Here is a 17,701-nt window from a genome sequence, read left to right as displayed (position 1 = left end):
TTTTCTCCTATGGCGTTAGTAATCGAAGGAACGGTACGGCTTGGAAAACGTCATGTCCTTCGTGACCACGACGTTGAAGCGATACCCCGGCCGAATTTCCAGCGTCGGCGAAATGCTCAGGTTCTTGGCGATGAGTTGCGCCGTAACCTGGCCGAGCTGCTGGCCGAGGGCTTCGCTTAGGGCACTGCTGGCGCTCGGTGCGCCATAGGTGTTTGTGGCCTGGTTCTGGCGTTGGCTGTAGGTGATGCCTGCTGTCACGCCGGACATGAGGAAGGCCGAGCCGAACAGGCGCACATAGTGGTTGTTCACCTGGTCGTGGAAGCCCGCGTATCCCGCGCTGTCCGCGCCTGGCATCGCGCCAATGTCCATCGCCTTGCCATCGGGGAACACGATGCGTTGCCACGCAACCAGCACGCGCGCTTGGCCGTAGGCCACGTCGCTCGAATACGAGCCGACGAGGCGCGATCCCTGCGGGATCAACAGGTGCTTGCCGGTCGGTGTGTCGTACACGTCCTGCGCGACCTGGGCCATGATTTGGCCCGGCAGATCGGAGTTGATGCCCGAAATGAGCGTGGCCGGCACGACGAAGCCCGCGCGCAGCTCGAACGGTGTGCGCGGCGCTTCCGGCTGCGAATCCAGCTTCCAGCGGTCGCCCTGCCCACCTTGGCCGAACTGCGCCATGCTGTTGCGCCCGCCGCCGCTGGTCGAGGTTTGCAGGAGCTGCGGCGCACCGCCCGCGCCCATGCCGCCGGCGGCCGGAGCCGCGCCGCCACCACCGACGCCCATGCCGCGAATCTGCGCCAGGCGTGCTTGATAGGCGGCGGTCGGATCGTTGCTGCGCTGCGCGTCGATTTGCTGCTGCACCGCTGCGATGCGGTTCAGCATTTCATCGCGCGTCTGCGGCGTGCCGGTGTAGGTGCTCGGGCCACCCGGCGCGGAGCCGTTGCTACGCGGGGCATCCACGCGCACGGTGGTCTTGGCCTTCACGGCTTCGCCGAACATCTGCATCTTCGCCATGCGGATGCGCTGGGCCTCGTCGTCGTTCACCGGCTGGCCCGGGTTGCCGGGGTTGGCCGGCGGGGCCGGCGGCGCGTCCGGGTTGGACGGCCGCGCGATCTCCAGCGGAGCCGACGCCGGGCCGGTCGGCATGTCGGGCACCTTGAGCGGGCTTGCCGGCTCGATCAAGCCGCCGGTCTTGTCGCCTGCGATCTCCTTGGCGAACATCGACGTGTTGCCGGCCTTCTCCTTGGGGCCGTCCGCCGGCGCGTTCTGCTTGGCCGCGCGATCCGCCGCGACCAGGGCCATGACCAGCACGAACGACAGCAGGACGCCGCCGAGGATGTACATGGGCATGTTGTTGACGCGACGGACGCCCGCCTTCTTGGACACTTCGCCAGGCGAAGCGTCAGGTGCCATCTGATCGGCGTTTTCTGTCATGGCGTCACTCCTTGCGCACCCAGTACCCGGCCGGCGCGAACGTGCCGTTTTGCGCCAGGTAAGGGCGGGTGATGGATTGATTGCCGACCATCAAGGTCAGGCGGTACAGGTTCGAGTCGCCAGCCTGGTCGAGCACGTAGCGCAACGGCAGGCCGCCCGACGCGGCCGTGGTGGCCGGTGCGCTCGCCTGCGATGCCGCCGAGGCCGGGGCCTGCGTGGAAGCGCCGGCCGGGGCGTACTCCAGGAGGGCATAGCCCTTGTCGCGCAGCGACTTGACGAGCGCCTGGCCGAACGGATCGGGCGTCGGCTGTTGCAGCTCCAGGCGCGTGCGCGCCGGCGCGTACAGCGTGGCGAGCTGCTGCACCGCGTCGGTGGCGAGCTTCTGCTGATCGAGCGCGGCCGACTGGACGAAGTTGCCGTACTGGCTGGTGGTTGCGCAGCCGCCGAGGCCCAGGGCGAGGGCGAGCAGCGCGAGAGAGACGATCTTGCGCATGGTCACTTCCTCCGGCTGATGGTCACGCGGTCTTGGCTACTGCCAACACCGGCAATCAGGATCGCGCGGTCAAACACCGTGTCCACGATGTAGCGATTGCCCTGCACGCGGTAATTGACCAGCACCGTTTCGTCGTCGGTGAACAAGCCGCCCTCTTTGCGCACGACCAGGAGCGTCGGCGCTTCGGTCTGCTGCATCGTGCCGGGCATTTCGATGATGGTCTTGCGGCCATCGTTGTAGACGCGCACAGGCTTCCAGCTCGCCGACCCGGACAGCTCATAGTCGAACGAGAGATCGCCCAGGTACTCGCCCGTCGCCGGCAGGGTGTTGTCGGTGCGTTCCTGCTTCTCGCGGCGCTGGATCGCGTCCCACTTGGCTTGCGCTTCCTCGGGGTACGTGAACGAGACTTGCGGCATGTACTCGGTGCGATGCGAGCGCAGGCGGAAGTGGTAGCTGCGGCGGTTCGTGGTCACAACCAGGCTGGTTTCGAGGCCCACGTCCATCGGCTTGATGATGAGGTGCTGAACCTCGGTCGCGCCGCTGCCGGTGATGGCCGGTTCCACCGTCCACCTGGCCGTGTCGCCCAGGTTGATCGAGTTCACTTGTTCGCCGGGCTGCAAGGCCACGTCGCACACCTGGAGCACCGCGCAAACGATGCTCGGCTGCTGCGCGCCGTACACGAACTTGATGGCACCGCCCGAGCCGGCCACCGGCTTGATGCCGGTCGCCGACCCCGCTTCCCACCGTTTGGCGATGGCGAGCGCCGCGCGCTCTTGAGCGGTCAGCGTCGGGTTGGTCTTGTTGAAATACTTGTCGGCAATGTCGTCGCCAGGGGCGGCCAGAGCCAGGGAGGGCACCGCCACAGCAGCGCCCACGATCAAAGCGGAGAGGGTTTTCTTCATGGTGGATGACCTCGAATTCATTGGATGCGGGACCAGGAGTAATCACGCACGTAGATGCTCAACGGGTTGTTCCGCAGTTGCTCATCGGTGGTGTTGGGCGTGACCTCGGCGATGTAGGTAGTCACGAGCGCGCGCCAGGTGACGGGCTGACCTTTCAGCGTGCCTTGGCGGTCGCGCGTGGTTTCCACCCACTCGACTTGCCAGGTGTCGGGCGTTTGCGGGATGACGGTCTTGATCTCGACGCTGACCATTTCCTTCTCGGCGCGCTTGAACGGGCTGGAATCGGGCGTGCCGTTCAACCACTCGTTCATCTTTGGCGTCGCCGGATCGTTGGGGGCGAGCATCGAGTACGCCTTGAACACGCACTTGCGCTGCAAGGCCACGTCAGGCGACACCATGCGCGCGCAGCTCATCCAGTCCGCAACGGCGGCGTGGATGACACGCGGATCGGCCTTCCCTGCGGCCTGCACCGGGCCGGCGGCCACCGTCTGGCCCAGCTTGTCCACCTCGACCACGTAGGGGATGAACTTCGACTGGCTGCCGATGTGGATCACGCCACCCACGCCGGCCAGCGCGATCAACAGCGACAGGATGCCTATCACCTGCCAGGTTTGGCGCTGCGAGACGACGCTGCCCACGTGATCGTTCCAGGTGCGGCGCGCGGCCAGGTAGGGGTTCTCGGCCTCGCCCGCACGGCGGCCGCCGGCGAGCGGTTCCTTCGAGCGGCGCGGATCGCGCGGCTCGGCGGAGTTGGCGGGCTTCTTGAAGATCAAGCCCTTGAGGGTGTCGGCGATGCTCATGCGGCCTCCAGGTAGTCGTTGAGATTCAGCCCACGGCCGGCCAGCCACTCATGCACCCATTCGTGGCCGAACTTGGCTTCGAGGCTCTTGATGGTGGCGACCGATTCCTTGTCGGACGCACCGACGAAGGCCAGGGCCATCGGCCCCAGGGCAAGGTCATAGAGACGGCGGCCGTTCTCCGAGACGTAGTAGTACTGACGCTTCGGAATGGCAGTCGCCAGGATTTCGATCTGACGCGCGTTGAGGCCCATACGGCGATAGAGCGCCGATGTGTCCTCATCCCTGGCGTAGACGTTAGGCAGGAAAATCTTGGTCGCGGTCGATTCCACGATCACGTCCAAGATGCCCGAGTTGGCCGCGTCGGAGAGGCTTTGCGTCGCCATCAGCACAAGGCAGTTGGCCTTGCGCAGCACCTTGAGCCATTCCCTGATCTTGGCGCGGAACGCGGGGTGGCCCAGCATCAACCAGGCTTCGTCCAGGATGATGACGGAGGGCTGGCCTTTCAGTGCGCGCTCGATGCGGCGGAACAGGTAGAGCAGCACCGGCAGCGCGAACTTCTCGCCCAGGTTCATCAGCTCTTCGATCTCGAACACCGTGAAGTCGGACAGCGACAGGCCGTCCTCTTCGGCGTCGAGCAGGTGGCCCATCGAGCCGTCCACCGTGTACTGCTTGATGGCCTCGCGGATCGCCTCGTCCTGAATCGTCACCGAGAACTCGGAGAGCGTGCGCGCGCCGCTGGCGTGCATGCTCATGATCGCGTTGCCGATCTCGTTGCGCTGCGCCGGCGTGGTGTTGACGCCGTTCAACGCCAGGATGGTGTCGATCCACTCCATCGCCCAGGCCCTATCCCCCTTCGTTTCGAGGAACTGGAGCGGGCAGAACGCCAGGCGGTCATCGTCGGCGGCCACCGTGAAATGCAGGCCGCTCTTGCCCTTCGTGGCCGCGCGGATGCCGGCCGCGAGTGGGTACATCGACATGCCCTTGTCGAAGGCGTAGATCGACATGCCGGCGTAGCGACGGAGCTGCGCGGCGATGATGCCCAGGTGCGTCGATTTGCCTGCGCCGGTCGGGCCGAACATGAAGGTGTGGCCCAGGTCGCGCACGTGCAGGTTCAGGCGGAACGGCGTAGCGCCCACCGTCACGCAGTGCATGAGCGCCGGCGACAGCGGCGGGTACATCGGGCACGGAGCCGTGGCGCTGCCCGTCCAGATCGAGCTTGTCGGCAGCAGGTCGGCCAGGTTCATCGTGTTGATGAGCGGCCGGCGCACGTTCTCGACGCCGTGGCCGGGCAAGCTGCCCAGGTACGCATCGAGCGTGTTGATCGTCTCGATACGGGCCGCGAAGGCCAGGCGGTTGACGGCCTTCTCGACCAGGAGCGCGGAGGCCGCCAGGCGCTCCCGATCCTCGTCCATCAGCACGACTACGCTGGTGTAGTAGCCGGCCGCCACCAAGCCGCTGTTGACCTCGGCGATGGCCGCCTCGGCGTCGCCGACCATCGCGGCCGCGTCCTGGTTGATCGAGCCGGTATTCGTGTTGAACACCTGATCGAAGAAGCCGCGAATCTTCTGCTTCCACTTCTTGCGGAACTTGTCCAGGTGCTTCAAGGACTCGTGCTGATCCATGAAGATGAAGCGGCTCGACCAGCGGTATTCGCTGGGCAGCTCGGCCAGGGCCGAGAGCACCCCAGGCGTTGACTCCAAGGGGAAGCCTTCGATGGCGACCACCTGGATGAACTTGCGCCCGATCTTGGGCACGACGCCGCCCCACAGCTCTTGCCCGCCGATTACCGCATCGAGGTACATCGGATTGCTGGGCAGCATGACCGGGTGATGGAGGCCCGTCACGCAGAACTGCAACCAGCTCAGGAAGTCATCGTGCGTGACTTCCCTGCCCTCTTCCGACACGACTTTTTGGCCGCGCAGGCGCGTCATCTTGACCGCCGAGGACAGGCGCGATTCCAGGCTGGTGATCTCGCGCTTGAACTGCGCAATCAGGCCCGTAGTGCGCGCCGTATGGTCGGGAGCCACCGCATCGTCATCGAACATGAGTTCGACAAACTTGCGCTGGGCCAGCACTGGCGGGAACCACGTGACGGTCAGGACAAAGTAGCCCTCGAACATCGCGCCCAGGCCCTCGAACAAGCGCCGGCGTTCCTCGTCAATGGCGAAGGAAACGGAGTCGGGGAACGATGACACGCCCCGCTCCGAGTAGTTCGGCGCAGGCCGACGCACAGCATCGACATGCACCATCCAGCCGTTCCCCAGGCCCGCCAGGGCCTGGTTGATGCGGAACGACACCATTTCCCGCTGTTCCTCGGTGCTGCTGGCGTTGTCATCACCCTTGTACAGCCAGGCGGCCATAAAGGAGCCGTTCTTGCCCACGATCACGCCGTCATCGACCACGGCGGCGTAATTGAGCAGATCGGCCAGGCCGGCATCCTTGGCGCGATGCTTCTTGAGCTTCAGCTCGGCATCGACAGCCCGGATGCGGGCAAAGAGGATGAGCAACAGAACCGCACCGAGCACAGCAATGGCAATTGCGATTGCTTCGATCATTTGTATTGCTTCCCTTGACTCGGCGTGTTGTCACGGAAGGGCGTGCTGCGAGCCGGGTAGTACGGCTTGTACCGGCGGTGCCGCAGGTACACGTGTCGCAGCTTCGGATCGGCCTTCGCCATGAGGCGCAGCGCGAAGAGCGCGCCGAACCACAAGGCGATGCCGAACACCGTTGCCCTCACTTCTTGGGCGCTGAAAATCAGCGCGCCGGCCAGCAGGCCCGAGAACATCACCAGCTCACGATCCCCGCCCATGAACAGGTTTTCTCGGTTGCCGGCCCTACGGATGGGGATCGCGCGCAGAGCCATGACTTACCCCGCGATGTGGCCGCGCTCGGCCCAGCGCATGACGGCTTCGCCGGGGAAGCCGGCCACGTCCAGCGCGGCGACCTTGACCTGGTGCAGCGCGCCATCGGTCAGGGCGGCGATTTCCGCGCCACGGCCGAAGAACGTGCTCATCATGTTCTGCGCGCCGACCAGCAGGGCCATGACCAGGACGATGAAGATCAACGTGCGGAAGAAGCCGTTGAGTTCGCCGCCGAAGATCAGGATGCCGCCGGCGACCACGATGCCGATGATCGACAGCGCGAAGGCCACCGGGCCGGTGACGGAGTTGCGGAGGTTGGTCAGCCAGCTCTCATACGGCAGAGAGCCGCCGGTGCCCTCGGAGGCGAATGCGTGCTGGGGGGCCAGCAGGAAGAACGCCAGGAGGGCGAAGAGGCCCATGTAGAACAGGGCGTTGCGGTTGAGGCGGAATGCCGGGAAGGTTGCTTGCATTGGTCGTAACTCCTAGTCAGAGGGTTTTGGTGATGTACTGGCCGTTGGCGAACCCGGAAACCTCCAAGATTTCCTGGATGCGCCGCGAGCCTTCGACGCGGGCGATATGAACAACCACGTGAACCGCCTCGCCGATAAGCGGTTCAATGGGTTTCGGGGAATCGGGGTGCATGCTGATGAGCATGGCGAGCCGATCCAATCCAGCTTTGGCGTTGTTTGCGTGCAGGGTTGCAGCACCTCCTTCGTGCCCGGTGTTCCAGGCCATCAACAGATCAAGGGCTTCGGGGCCGCGCACCTCGCCGACCAGGATTCGGTCGGGGCGCATGCGGAGGGTGGTTTTCAGCAGCGCCGTCATGTTCACGTCGATGCTGGTGTGGTACTGGACGTAGTTCTCGGCGGCGCACTGGATTTCGCCGGTGTCCTCGATGATGAAAACCCGCTCGGTCGGGTCTTGAATCACCATCTCGTTGATGATCGCGTTCACCAGCGTGGTCTTGCCCGAGCCGGTGCCGCCGATCACAAGGATGTTCCGGTGCGCGCGCACCGCTGCAATCAATGCCTCGCGCTGCGGCGCGGTCATGATTCCGCGTTCGACGTACTGATCGAGCGTGAAGATGGCGACGGCCTTCTTCCGAATGGCGAAGGTGGGTGCGGGCACAACCGGCGGGAGCTGGCCGGCGAAGCGACTGCCATCAAGGGGCAGCTCGCCTTCCAGGATCGGCTTGGAGCGCGTGACTTCCTTGCCGTGGTAGCCCGCGATGGTTTCGATGATGGCTTGCGCCTGCGCGACGCGCAGCGTGCCGATGCACTTCATCGGCTCGCCCAGGCGTTCGAGCCAGAGCTTGCCGTCCGCGTTGAGCATGATTTCAACGGTCTTGGGATCGTTGAGGGCGGCCAGCAGCTCCGGCCCCATGTCGCGTTCGAGCTTCTTCTTCGCCCGTTCCTTGATGCTGTTGTGTTCTGGTTTCTGGTCGGTCATTCCGTATGCCCTGTATGCCGTTGCGTTTCGCGCATTCTACACAGGTTCATACGATATACCGAACTAATTTCGACCGCAACACCGAAGCGCACAAGGGTGACTTCGGCCGCGACGTTGCATCGCGGATTGCAGGGGCGAAAGAGGCGACAACGCGGCGCATGCTCCGTGCGCCCTCGCGCCGAACCCGTGGCGTTTGCGTTATGGGTTGTCCGGGGGTTGAGCCACCCCGGCGGGCTTTAGCGGCTAAAACTTGGCTGGCTCTTGTGGCTCAGTTCCGCGCCGCTTCCCTTCCCTTCTCACATCCTGGCGTCAACTCCCTCTAAGTTTCTTCCTTGTCGCTTCGCCCCACTTCTTGACGATGAACGCCTGGTGTTCTGGCAGCACGGCCGCCACGCGCTCGAAGCCTGGCGGCAGGCTTCGGGGTGCCTTGCCGCCGGCCAGGGTGTCAAGGGCTTCTTTGTCCAGGTCGGTCGATTCAAGCAGGAGCGGCAGGGGAGTTTCAAGGGCCTGCGCAATGTCCTCCATCACCTTTAGGGAGGGGTTGGCTTTGCCAGTAGTGAGATCGGACAGGAAGGAGATCGAAACCCCCGACCTGTCCGATAGCTCCTTTTTCGTCATGTGCCGCTCATCGAGCAGCCGGAGCACGTTCGTGAAGAAGATGTAGTTGTACAAGGCCCGTATGCCTTCTCGGTGCGGGCGGCAGAAAATTTTAGCCGCTAAAGTTCTTGACCACGGACGCAGGTTTAGCTAAACTGACGACTCCATTAGCGAAAGGAGCATGACGAATGAGCCACAACCTGTTCCAGTTTATCGGTAATCTTACCCGCGATACCGACGTTCGCCATAGCGAAAACAGCGCCCGCGCCGTTTTCGACCTGGCTGTCAATCGCGTGTGGCGCAACGCAGCCGGTGCGAAGCAGGAGCAGACGGACTTCTTCCGCATCAAGTCGTTCGGCGGCCTGGCCGAGAACGCGGGCAAGTACCTGGGCAAAGGCTCCAAGGTGTTCGTCCAGGGCCGCATCGAGCCGACGAAGTACGAGAAGGACGGCAAGACCGAATACGGCTTCGATTTCATCGCCGAGGAAATCGAATACCTGGACACCAAAGCGCCAGGCGGCGGCCAGTAAGGCCAGGCCCGGCCACGGCCGGGCAGTATGCTAGGAGGGAGATTAGATGCAGAACGAGTTCAACGAGCAGGAATACAGGCGCAAGCTCATCGAGGGCGGGCTTAGCGAAGCCGACGCCACCGACCTTGCCGCCCGTACCGCCGCCGCTCGCAGGGACTCGGGCAGCGCCGGCGGGGCCTTCCGCCCCGCCGGTTCCCTCTTCGAGCTGCCGGCCACGGCCGGCGACAACGAGGCGGCTTTGCCGCCGAAGCTACCGACGCCGGCAAGTGCCGCCGTCGAGCGATCCGAGCGCATGGCGCAGGAATCGGCCGAGCTTGCGCGCACGATGGGCCTGCCGCCCGAACCGCGCACCGCCGTGAACAAGATGGCCGAGCAGATCGGCGCGCTGGCCCAGGACAAACGGAGTAGTGCGATGGCGACCAAGAAGCGAACGGCCGGCGGTGAGCTGGCCGAGAAGGTCAGCGAGGCCAAGCAGACGGCCTTGCTCAAGCACACGAAGCAGCAGATCAAGGACATGCAGCTCTCGCTGTTCGACCTGGCTCCCTGGCCGGATCACATGCGGGCACTGCCCAACGACTTCGGGCGGTCGGCGATCTTCACCGTCCGCAACAAGAAGGTGCCGCGCGCCGCGCTGCAAGGCCAGTCGATCTACCACGTCAACAAAGACGTGGAGATCACCTACACCGGGATCGAGCTGCGCGCCGACGACGACGAGCTGGTATTCGCCCAGGTGCTGGAGTACGCGAAGCGCACCGCGCTCGGAGAGCCGGTTTCCTTCACGTTCTACGAGCTTTGCCAGGACTTGGACTGGTCAATCAACGGTCGGTACTACACAAGGGCCGAGGAATGCCTGACGCGGCTCCAGGCGTCGGCCATGCAGTTCTCATCCCAACGCATCGGCCGGCTCGAATCGGTGTCGCTGATCCGGCGCTTCCGCGTCCTGGATCGCGGCAAGCGCACGTCGCGCTGCCAGGTCGAGATCGACGCCGAAATCGTGGTGCTGTTCGCCGGCGACCACTACACGAAATTCGTGTGGGAGAAGTACCGCAAGCTGTCGCCCACCGCGCGGCGCATGTTCGACTACTTCGCCACCCACAAGGAGCCGTACCCGCTCAAGCTGGAGACGTTCCGGCTGATGTGCGGCTCGGATTCCACCCGGCCGAAGAAGTGGCGCGAGCAGGTAGGCGAAGCGTGCGACGAGCTGCGCGAAAACGGCCTGGTCGAAAGTGCGTGGGTGAACGACGACCTGGTGCATTGCAAGCGGTGATCGCCCCCCTGCCCTCCCCTGGAGCCGCCCGAGATCGAGGCGGCTTTTTTTCTCGAGCATCGCCACTTCCGGCGAGGCAGGGGTCGTCTCAGAAAACGGAAAATAAAGCACGCTAAGGCATAGCCGAACCTGCCAAGCTTGCTCCACCCTGTAGTGACGCGATCAGCGGGCAGGAAACGTTCCCCCTTCGCGCATGGCAGGCGCACACCAACTCAGACAGCACGGCCTCCATGCGCGCCAGGTCAGCCATTTTCTCGCGCACGTCCTTGAGCTTGTGCTCGGCCAGACTGCTGGCTTCCTCGCAATGGGTGCCATCCTCCAGCCGCAGCAGCTCGGCGATCTCATCCAGGCTGAAGCCCAGCCGCTGGGCTGATTTCACGAAGCGCACCCGCGTTACATCCGCCTCGCCATAGCGGCGGATGCTGCCATAGGGCTTGTCAGGCTCCAGCAACAAGCCCTTGCGCTGATAGAAACGGATGGTCTCCACATTGACCCCGGCCGCCTTGGCGAAAACGCCAATGGTCAGGTTCTCCAAATTGTTTTCCATATCGCTTGACTCCGTACATGAGTACGGAAGTAAGGTTACGCTATCCAATTTCAATTCGAAAGGACAAGCGCATGTCTGAACCAAAAACCGGGCGCGGCGCGCTCTTCACTGGAGGGCTTGCCGCCATCCTCGCCTCGGCTTGCTGCCTCGGGCCGTTGGTTCTGATCGCCTTGGGGTTCAGCGGCGCTTGGATCGGCAACTTGGCGGTGTTGGAACCCTATCGCCCCATCTTTATCGGCGTGGCGCTGGTGGCGTTGTTCTTCGCCTGGCGGCGCATCTACCGGCAGGCAGCGGCCTGCAAACCGGGTGAGGTCTGCGCGATTCCCCAAGTGCGAGCTACTTACAAGCTCATTTTCTGGATCGTGGCCGCGCTGGTTCTGGTCGCGCTCGGATTTCCCTACGTCATGCCATTTTTCTACTGATCGGAGTTCACCATGAAGAAACTGTTTGCCTCCCTCGCCCTCGCCGCCGTTGTTGCCCCCGTCTGGGCCGCCACCCAGACCGTCACGCTGTCCGTACCGGGCATGACCTGCTCCGCCTGCCCGATCACTGTCAAGAAGGCGATTTCCAAGGTCGAAGGCGTCAGCAAAGTTGACGTGACTTTCGAGACACGCCAAGCGGTCGTCACCTTCGACGATGCCAAGACCAGCGTGCAGAAGCTGACCAAGGCAACCGCAGACGCGGGCTATCCGTCCAGCGTCAAGCAGTGAGTCACTGAAAACGGCACCGCAGCACAACGGACGTCATTGTCTGGCGCCACAAACGATAAAGGATCTGTTGCATGACCCATCTAAAAATCACCGGCATGACTTGCGACTCGTGCGCGGCGCACGTCAAGGAAGCGCTGGAAAAAGTGCCAGGCGTGCAGTCGGCGCTGGTGTCCTATCCGAAGGGCACAGCGCAACTCGCCATCGTGCCGGGCACATCGCCGGACGCGCTGACTGCCGCCGTGGCCGGACTGGGCTACAAGGCAACGCTAGCCGATGCGCCACTGGCGGACAACCGCGTCGGACTGCTCGACAAGGTGCGGGGATGGATGGCCGCCGCCGAAAAGCACAGTGGCAACGAGCCCCCGGTGCAGGTAGCGGTCATTGGCAGCGGTGGAGCCGCGATGGCGGCGGCGCTGAAAGCCGTCGAGCAAGGCGCGCAGGTCACGCTGATCGAGCGCGGCACCATCGGCGGCACCTGCGTCAATGTCGGCTGTGTGCCGTCCAAGATCATGATCCGCGCCGCCCACATCGCCCATCTGCGCCGGGAAAGCCCGTTCGATGGCGGTATTGCGGCAACTGTGCCTACGATTGACCGCAGTAAGCTGCTGGCCCAGCAGCAGGCCCGCGTCGACGAACTGCGGCACGCCAAGTACGAAGGCATCCTGGGCGGTAATCCGGCCATCACCGTTGTGCACGGTGAGGCGCGCTTCAAGGACGACCAGAGCCTTACCGTCCGTTTGAACGAGGGTGGCGAGCGCGTCGTGATGTTCGACCGCTGCCTGGTCGCCACGGGTGCCAGCCCGGCGGTCCCGCCGATTCCGGGCTTGAAAGAGTCACCCTACTGGACTTCCACCGAGGCCCTGGCGAGCGACACCATTCCCGAACGCCTTGCCGTAATCGGCTCGTCGGTGGTGGCGCTGGAGCTGGCGCAAGCCTTTGCCCGGCTGGGCAGCAAGGTCACGGTCCTGGCGCGCAATACCTTGTTCTTCCGTGAAGACCCGGCCATCGGCGAGGCGGTGACAGCCGCTTTCCGTGCCGAGGGCATCGAGGTGCTGGAGCACACGCAAGCCAGCCAGGTCGCCCATATGGACGGTGAATTCGTGCTGACCACCACGCACGGTGAATTGCGCGCCGACAAACTGCTGGTTGCCACCGGTCGGACACCGAACACGCGCAGCCTCGCGCTGGACGCAGCGGGGGTCACTGTCAATGCGCAAGGTGCCATCGCCATCGACCAAGGCATGCGCACGAGCAACCCGAACATCTACGCGGCCGGCGACTGCACCGACCAGCCGCAGTTCGTCTATGTGGCGGCAGCGGCCGGCACCCGTGCCGCGATCAACATGACCGGCGGCGATGCGGCGCTCGACCTGACCGCAATGCCGGCCGTGGTGTTCACCGATCCGCAAGTGGCGACCGTGGGCTACAGCGAGGCGGAAGCCCACCACGACGGGATCGAGACCGACAGCCGCACCTTGACCTTGGACAACGTGCCGCGTGCGCTCGCCAACTTCGACACACGCGGCTTCATCAAGTTGGTTATCGAGGAAGGCAGCCATCGGCTGATCGGCGTACAGGCGGTCGCGCCGGAAGCGGGTGAACTGATCCAGACGGCGGCTCTGGCCATTCGCAACCGCATGACGGTGCAGGAACTGGCCGACCAGTTGTTCCCCTACCTGACGATGGTCGAGGGGTTGAAGCTCGCGGCGCAGACCTTCAACAAGGATGTGAAGCAGCTTTCCTGCTGCGCCGGGTGAGAAAAAGGAGGTGTTCAATGAACGCCTACACGGTGTCCCGGCTGGCTCTTGATGCCGGGGTGAGCGTGCATATCGTGCGCGACTACCTGCTGCGCGGATTGCTGCGCCCGGTGGCGTGCACACCAGGCGGCTACGGCTTGTTCGATGACGCCGCCTTGCAACGGCTGTGCTTCGTGCGGGCGGCCTTCGAGGCGGGCATCGGCCTCGACGCGCTGGCGCGGCTGTGCCGGGCGCTGGATGCGGCGGACGGCGACGAAGCGGCCGCGCAGCTTGCCCTGCTGCGTCAGTTCGTCGAGCGTCGGCGCGAAGCGTTGGCCGATCTGGAAGTGCAGTTGGCCACCCTGCCGACCGAGCCGGCACAGCACGCGGAGAGTCTGCCATGAACAACCCCGAGCGCTTGCCGTCCGAGACGCACAAACCGATCACCGGCTACCTGTGGGGCGGACTGGCTGTGCTGACTTGCCCCTGCCACCTGCCCATCCTCGCTGTCGTGCTGGCCGGCACAACCGCCGGTGCTTTCCTCGGCGAGCATTGGGTCATCGCGGCGCTCGGTTTGACCGGCCTGTTCCTTCTGTCCCTGTCGCGGGCGTTGCGGGCATTCAGGGAAAGAGAATGAGCGCTTTCCGGCCGGATGGATGGACGACGCCGGAACTGGCCCAAGCGGTCGAGCGCGGGCAGCTTGAACTGCACTACCAGCCCGTCGTCGATCTGCGCAGTGGTGGGATTGTCGGCGCGGAAGCCCTGTTGCGCTGGCGTCATCCGACGCTCGGGCTGCTGCCGCCCGGCCAGTTCCTGCCTGTGGTCGAATCGTCCGGCCTGATGCCGGAAATCGGTGCCTGGGTGCTGGGCGCAGCCTGCCGCCAGATGCGCGAGTGGCGGAAGCTGGCGTGGCAACCGTTCCGGCTGGCCGTCAATGTTTCGGCGAGCCAAGTGAGACCGGGTTTCGACGGGTGGGTAAAGGACATGCTGGCTGATGCCGAGTTGCCCGCCGAGTCTCTTGAAATCGAGCTGACCGAATCGGTCGCATTCGGTAATCCGGCGATCTTCCCCGCCCTGGAAGCCTTGCGACAGATCGGTGTGCGCTTCGCCGCCGATGACTTCGGCACCGGCTATTCCTGCCTGCAACACCTGAAGTGCTGCCCGATTAGGGGTCTCCTCGTTTTCAGTGCAATAAGTGACGGTACGCAAAGCTAGCACTGGCGCGGGGGTGGTCTGGGTAGACCGTTGATTTCATTGACTTTCCTGTTCGCTTTGTAAACGGGTATGGTGGCCTCCCACTTTTGAGGTTCACGATGCAGGGTTGGCACACAACGTTTTTGGGGATGCGTGGGCTCCCCCGCGATATCAGCGACTTCGAGATGAAGGCATTTTTCACCTTCGATGGTGCCGAGCGCGACGCAATCAATGCACGCCGAGGTGATTCCCACAAGCTTGGTCTGGCGCTCCATATTGGTTTCCTGCGCATGAGTGGGCGTTTGCTCGGTGCCTTTCGGGTAATTCCAGTAGCCTTGTGGCGCCACCTTGGCAACGAGCTTGGCATTGCAGCACCAGAAGTCGCCTCGCTGAGAGCCATGTATGAACGCGGGCGCACGCTATTCGATCACCAACAAGTAGCCTGCACGGTCCTTGGATTCCAGTGGATGAGCGAGCACCAGCGCCGCTCACTGGTACGTGAACTGCGCGACGAAGTGGCGCGCTGCGCCGACCGCGATCAGCTACTCGTGCGGGCGCGTCAATGGCTGTACAAGAACAAGCTGGTGATCGTGCACGAGCGGGCAATTCGGACACTGATTGCGGCGGCACTTGCCCAGCTTGAAGTTGAAACAGGCACCGCCATCGCCGCCAGCGTTGATCCAGCAACACTTGATCGCTGGCGAGCCTCAGTTTCAGAGCTGCGCCCAGATGGACAAACCCAGCAGAGTTGGCTATGGGCTGCACCGGCGAAACACTCAACCCGCCAAATCAGCGAGGTACTGGAGCGCATCGACCTGCTTTACACGCTGGACGTTCATAAGCACCTGGCAGACATCCCCGATCTCATCTTGCGCCGCTACGCGCGCCGACTTGTCTCCAGGCCGCCCTCAGCCGGAGCCAAGATCAAAGAGCCAGCGCGCACCGTGGAGGTCGCATGCTTTCTTCGGTATTGCCTGTTCACCACCACAGACCAGTTGATCCTTATGGTGCAGCGCCGGATCGCCGATCTGTGGCGTCAGGCTGCCGCCGATGTCCCCGCTACCGTCAATTGGGCCGCAATGTACAAAACGCTGCTCGGCGAACTTGTTGCCTTGAGCGCGCAAGGTGCGGTGCCAGATGCTGAGTTGCGTGCCCGTCTTGAAGCCTTGATCACCGAAACCCAGAAACGCAAACCACCGAGCAGGGCCTCCCTGGTCCGCGAGGGATTGATTGATGGAATTCGCCCCGTGCGGTCGTTGCTCGTCGCCATTGCAAAGCTGCCCTGGCAGGCCACCGGCGAGCATCCTGCCATCGAGTACCTTGCCAAGCTGCAAGCTTTATATCTCAAAGGATCCAGAAAGCTGCCAGTTGAAGTGGTGGCACCAAGTCTGGGAATGATCTGGCAGGTTTCGATCTCCAGCCCAGACCGGGAACGGGCGTTTCAGGCGTTGGAGGTGGCCACCCTGTTTGCCCTGCGCCGCGCGGTGCGCAATGGCTCGGTCTGGATTGAGCACAGCCTGAGCTTTCGGGGTCGTGCGCGCTTGTTCTTCACGGACGAGCGTTGGCAGGCAGAGTCCAAGAAACACTATGCCCGTCTATCGTTACCCAGCAAGGCTGCCACTTTCTTGAAGCCTTTGCTGGCCAGAGTAACTGCCGGTGTCGATGCGGTGGCCGCTGCAGCCCGCAGTGGCGTACTGCGCGTGGATGATGAACTCCATTTGTCGCCATTGCCCGCAGAGGACGAAGACCCAGAAGTGACCAAGCTGCGCGCGGCTTTGGATCACCGCATCGGTGAGGTTCAATTGCCGGAAGTGATTCTGGCCGTTGACGCCCAGGTGCGCTTTAGCTGGATCATGCTCGGACGTGAGCCGCGCTCTACCGACGAGCTGCTGATGGTCTATGCCGGCATCATGGCCCACGGCACCAGTCTGACTGCGGTCGAATGCGCGCGCATGATTCCGCAATTGTCTGCCACCAGCATTCGCCAGGCCATGCGCTGGGCGCGGGACGAACGGCGTCTGAGCCAGGCCTGCCAGGCTGTGCTGGAATTCATGCAGCGACACCCGATTGCCGCCACCTGGGGGCGGTCCGATTTGGCATCTTCTGACATGATGAGCATGGAGACCACCAAACGGGTGTGGCAAGCCCGGCTTGATCCTCGGCGCAACACACCTTCCATTGGAATCTACTCCCATGTAAAAGACCGGTGGGGCATCTTCCATGCGCAGCCCTTTGTGCTCAATGAGCGCCAGGCGGGCGTGGCCATTGAAGGTGTCATCCGCCAAGAAAAGCTGGAGACCAGCCAGCTTGCTGTGGATACCCATGGCTACACCGACTTTGCCATGTCACATGCCCGTTTGCTTGGTTTTGATCTTTGCCCGCGGTTGAAGGAACTCAAACAGCGCCACCTCTTTGTGCCACGCGGCACCAAAGTGCCCGCAGAAATCGCTGCGGTGTGCGAAGCCAATGTCGACGTCGCTTTGATCGAAAAGCATTGGGATAGTCTGGTGCACCTGGCAGCCTCGGTCATGAGCGGACATGCCAGTGCGGTGGCAGCTCTTGCGCGGTTCGGTTCTGCCGCCCAGGGCGATCCAATCTATGAGGCTGGCGTGCAATTGGGGCGGTTGCTGCGTACGGCGTTTTTGGCTGACTACTTTGTCAAGGACGCTTTCAGGAACGAGTTGCGCCGGGTGCTCAATCGGGGCGAGGCTGTTAACGCCCTCAAGCGCGCCATTTATACCGGCCGGATCAGCCCGGCGCAGGCCAAACGTGTCGATGAAATGCAGGCTGTGGCCGATGCGTTGAGCCTGATGGCCAACATCGTGATGGCGTGGAATACCTCACAGATGCAGGCGGTCCTGGATCGCTGGTCGAACCGCCGCCAGGTCATTCCACCGGAACTGATCGGGAAGATTGCGCCCACCAGGCTGGAGAGCATCAACTTGCGGGGTGTGTTTCGCTTCCCGGTTGACCGCTATGCTGACCAAATCCTGCCTTCGCGGCCAAATGCATCGATAACTGGCACCAATGGATGAAACCGACCACGGTTTGACGCCACGAATCGCAGATTTGAAAGTGAACAGGAAAGTCAATGAAATCAACGATCTACCAACACCACCTCCGCGCCAGTGCTAGCTTTTCGTACCGTCACTTATTGCACTGAAAACGAGGAGACCCC

The 17,701-nt window shown here is 63.4% G+C and carries 19 protein-coding genes; 9 read left to right on the top strand and 10 right to left on the bottom strand.

Annotation, left to right across the window (positions count from 1 at the left end):
• Window positions 1-15: 15 nt before the first annotated feature.
• The 9 genes from NCR98_RS23600 to NCR98_RS23560 form a co-directional block, all read right to left on the bottom strand.
• On the bottom strand, window positions 16-1,437 hold the full coding sequence (locus tag NCR98_RS23600) for a TrbI/VirB10 family protein (protein WP_011114050.1): 1,422 nt from the start codon (window positions 1,435-1,437) through the stop codon (window positions 16-18).
• 4 nt (window positions 1,438-1,441) lie between these two features.
• A complete protein-coding gene (locus NCR98_RS23595) occupies window positions 1,442-1,930 on the bottom strand; it encodes a conjugal transfer lipoprotein TrbH (protein ID WP_006122479.1) in 489 nt (162 codons plus the stop codon).
• A 2-nt stretch (window positions 1,931-1,932) separates the two neighbouring features.
• Window positions 1,933-2,832 (bottom strand): P-type conjugative transfer protein TrbG, encoded by a 900-nt coding sequence (gene trbG, locus NCR98_RS23590; protein WP_006122480.1) that lies wholly within the window; start codon window positions 2,830-2,832, stop codon window positions 1,933-1,935.
• 17 nt (window positions 2,833-2,849) lie between these two features.
• Complete coding sequence (locus NCR98_RS23585) at window positions 2,850-3,632, bottom strand: conjugal transfer protein TrbF (RefSeq protein ID WP_011114048.1); 783 nt, start codon at window positions 3,630-3,632, stop codon at window positions 2,850-2,852.
• Window positions 3,629-6,187: a VirB4 family type IV secretion/conjugal transfer ATPase gene (locus NCR98_RS23580; RefSeq protein WP_011114047.1), complete on the bottom strand. Its 2,559-nt coding sequence runs from the start codon at window positions 6,185-6,187 to the stop codon at window positions 3,629-3,631. Before NCR98_RS23580 ends, NCR98_RS23585 begins: the two co-directional genes overlap by 4 nt.
• Window positions 6,184-6,495, bottom strand: coding sequence for a conjugal transfer protein TrbD (locus NCR98_RS23575; protein WP_001207961.1), 312 nt, complete (start codon window positions 6,493-6,495; stop codon window positions 6,184-6,186). Before NCR98_RS23575 ends, NCR98_RS23580 begins: the two co-directional genes overlap by 4 nt.
• Window positions 6,496-6,498: 3 nt before the next feature.
• Window positions 6,499-6,963, bottom strand: a complete 465-nt coding sequence (trbC, locus tag NCR98_RS23570) for a conjugal transfer system pilin TrbC (protein WP_011114046.1) — start codon at window positions 6,961-6,963, stop codon at window positions 6,499-6,501.
• A gap of 16 nt (window positions 6,964-6,979) precedes the next feature.
• Window positions 6,980-7,942, bottom strand: a complete 963-nt coding sequence (gene trbB / locus NCR98_RS23565; protein WP_000132020.1) for a P-type conjugative transfer ATPase TrbB — start codon at window positions 7,940-7,942, stop codon at window positions 6,980-6,982.
• A gap of 309 nt (window positions 7,943-8,251) precedes the next feature.
• Window positions 8,252-8,614, bottom strand: a complete 363-nt coding sequence (locus NCR98_RS23560) for a transcriptional regulator (RefSeq protein ID WP_011114045.1) — start codon at window positions 8,612-8,614, stop codon at window positions 8,252-8,254.
• A gap of 113 nt (window positions 8,615-8,727) precedes the next feature.
• Here NCR98_RS23560 and NCR98_RS23555 point away from each other — a divergent pair, with 113 nt between their 5' ends.
• Both NCR98_RS23555 and trfA read left to right on the top strand, forming a co-directional pair.
• Complete coding sequence (locus tag NCR98_RS23555) at window positions 8,728-9,069, top strand: single-stranded DNA-binding protein (RefSeq protein WP_000019167.1); 342 nt, start codon at window positions 8,728-8,730, stop codon at window positions 9,067-9,069.
• Window positions 9,070-9,115: 46 nt separating this feature from the next.
• Window positions 9,116-10,336, top strand: a complete 1,221-nt coding sequence (gene trfA, locus NCR98_RS23550; protein WP_011114072.1) for a plasmid replication initiator TrfA — start codon at window positions 9,116-9,118, stop codon at window positions 10,334-10,336.
• Window positions 10,337-10,448: 112 nt separating this feature from the next.
• On the opposite strand, the gene merR is transcribed toward trfA, so the two are convergent.
• A complete protein-coding gene (gene merR / locus NCR98_RS23545) occupies window positions 10,449-10,883 on the bottom strand; it encodes a mercury resistance transcriptional regulator MerR (RefSeq protein ID WP_003131969.1) in 435 nt (144 codons plus the stop codon).
• A 71-nt stretch (window positions 10,884-10,954) separates the two neighbouring features.
• Here merR and merT point away from each other — a divergent pair, with 71 nt between their 5' ends.
• The 7 genes from merT to NCR98_RS23510 all read left to right on the top strand — a co-directional run bounded on the left by merT (window position 10,955) and on the right by NCR98_RS23510 (window position 17,558).
• A complete protein-coding gene (merT, locus tag NCR98_RS23540; protein ID WP_003131974.1) occupies window positions 10,955-11,305 on the top strand; it encodes a mercuric ion transporter MerT in 351 nt (116 codons plus the stop codon).
• A gap of 12 nt (window positions 11,306-11,317) precedes the next feature.
• Window positions 11,318-11,593, top strand: coding sequence for a mercury resistance system periplasmic binding protein MerP (gene merP / locus NCR98_RS23535; protein ID WP_003131987.1), 276 nt, complete (start codon window positions 11,318-11,320; stop codon window positions 11,591-11,593).
• A gap of 71 nt (window positions 11,594-11,664) precedes the next feature.
• Window positions 11,665-13,350, top strand: coding sequence for a mercury(II) reductase (gene merA / locus NCR98_RS23530; RefSeq protein WP_003158917.1), 1,686 nt, complete (start codon window positions 11,665-11,667; stop codon window positions 13,348-13,350).
• A 17-nt stretch (window positions 13,351-13,367) separates the two neighbouring features.
• A complete protein-coding gene (gene merD, locus NCR98_RS23525; protein WP_000995360.1) occupies window positions 13,368-13,733 on the top strand; it encodes a mercury resistance co-regulator MerD in 366 nt (121 codons plus the stop codon).
• Window positions 13,730-13,966 (top strand): broad-spectrum mercury transporter MerE, encoded by a 237-nt coding sequence (merE, locus tag NCR98_RS23520; protein WP_003132004.1) that lies wholly within the window; start codon window positions 13,730-13,732, stop codon window positions 13,964-13,966. The genes merD and merE overlap by 4 nt, the downstream gene beginning before the upstream one ends.
• Window positions 13,963-14,544 (top strand): EAL domain-containing protein, encoded by a 582-nt coding sequence (locus tag NCR98_RS23515; protein WP_441301351.1) that lies wholly within the window; start codon window positions 13,963-13,965, stop codon window positions 14,542-14,544. Before merE ends, NCR98_RS23515 begins: the two co-directional genes overlap by 4 nt.
• A 98-nt stretch (window positions 14,545-14,642) precedes the next feature.
• Complete coding sequence (locus NCR98_RS23510) at window positions 14,643-17,558, top strand: Tn3-like element IS1071 family transposase (RefSeq protein WP_003049965.1); 2,916 nt, start codon at window positions 14,643-14,645, stop codon at window positions 17,556-17,558.
• Window positions 17,559-17,701 lie beyond the last annotated feature (143 nt).

It is taken from the genome of Caballeronia sp. GAWG2-1 (genome assembly GCF_023631405.1).
In the GTDB taxonomy this organism is placed as follows: Bacteria; Pseudomonadota; Gammaproteobacteria; order Burkholderiales; family Burkholderiaceae; genus Caballeronia.
Note: the sequence above shows the minus strand (reverse complement) of the source record. Positions and strands in the feature narration are given on the sequence as shown.

Coding starts and splice junctions, on each gene's coding strand:
- merD (WP_000995360.1), top strand. CDS start 13,368: ATGAACGCCTACACGGTGTCCCGGCTGGCTCTTGATGCCGGGGTGAGC.
- NCR98_RS23555 (WP_000019167.1), top strand. CDS start 8,728: ATGAGCCACAACCTGTTCCAGTTTATCGGTAATCTTACCCGCGATACC.
- merA (WP_003158917.1), top strand. CDS start 11,665: ATGACCCATCTAAAAATCACCGGCATGACTTGCGACTCGTGCGCGGCG.
- trfA (WP_011114072.1), top strand. CDS start 9,116: ATGCAGAACGAGTTCAACGAGCAGGAATACAGGCGCAAGCTCATCGAG.
- merE (WP_003132004.1), top strand. CDS start 13,730: ATGAACAACCCCGAGCGCTTGCCGTCCGAGACGCACAAACCGATCACC.
- merR (WP_003131969.1), bottom strand. CDS start 10,883: ATGGAAAACAATTTGGAGAACCTGACCATTGGCGTTTTCGCCAAGGCG.
- NCR98_RS23575 (WP_001207961.1), bottom strand. CDS start 6,495: ATGGCTCTGCGCGCGATCCCCATCCGTAGGGCCGGCAACCGAGAAAAC.
- NCR98_RS23595 (WP_006122479.1), bottom strand. CDS start 1,930: ATGCGCAAGATCGTCTCTCTCGCGCTGCTCGCCCTCGCCCTGGGCCTC.
- NCR98_RS23510 (WP_003049965.1), top strand. CDS start 14,643: ATGCAGGGTTGGCACACAACGTTTTTGGGGATGCGTGGGCTCCCCCGC.
- NCR98_RS23580 (WP_011114047.1), bottom strand. CDS start 6,187: ATGATCGAAGCAATCGCAATTGCCATTGCTGTGCTCGGTGCGGTTCTG.
- merP (WP_003131987.1), top strand. CDS start 11,318: ATGAAGAAACTGTTTGCCTCCCTCGCCCTCGCCGCCGTTGTTGCCCCC.
- trbG (WP_006122480.1), bottom strand. CDS start 2,832: ATGAAGAAAACCCTCTCCGCTTTGATCGTGGGCGCTGCTGTGGCGGTG.
- merT (WP_003131974.1), top strand. CDS start 10,955: ATGTCTGAACCAAAAACCGGGCGCGGCGCGCTCTTCACTGGAGGGCTT.
- trbC (WP_011114046.1), bottom strand. CDS start 6,963: ATGCAAGCAACCTTCCCGGCATTCCGCCTCAACCGCAACGCCCTGTTC.
- trbB (WP_000132020.1), bottom strand. CDS start 7,942: ATGACCGACCAGAAACCAGAACACAACAGCATCAAGGAACGGGCGAAG.
- NCR98_RS23585 (WP_011114048.1), bottom strand. CDS start 3,632: ATGAGCATCGCCGACACCCTCAAGGGCTTGATCTTCAAGAAGCCCGCC.
- NCR98_RS23600 (WP_011114050.1), bottom strand. CDS start 1,437: ATGACAGAAAACGCCGATCAGATGGCACCTGACGCTTCGCCTGGCGAA.
- NCR98_RS23515 (WP_441301351.1), top strand. CDS start 13,963: ATGAGCGCTTTCCGGCCGGATGGATGGACGACGCCGGAACTGGCCCAA.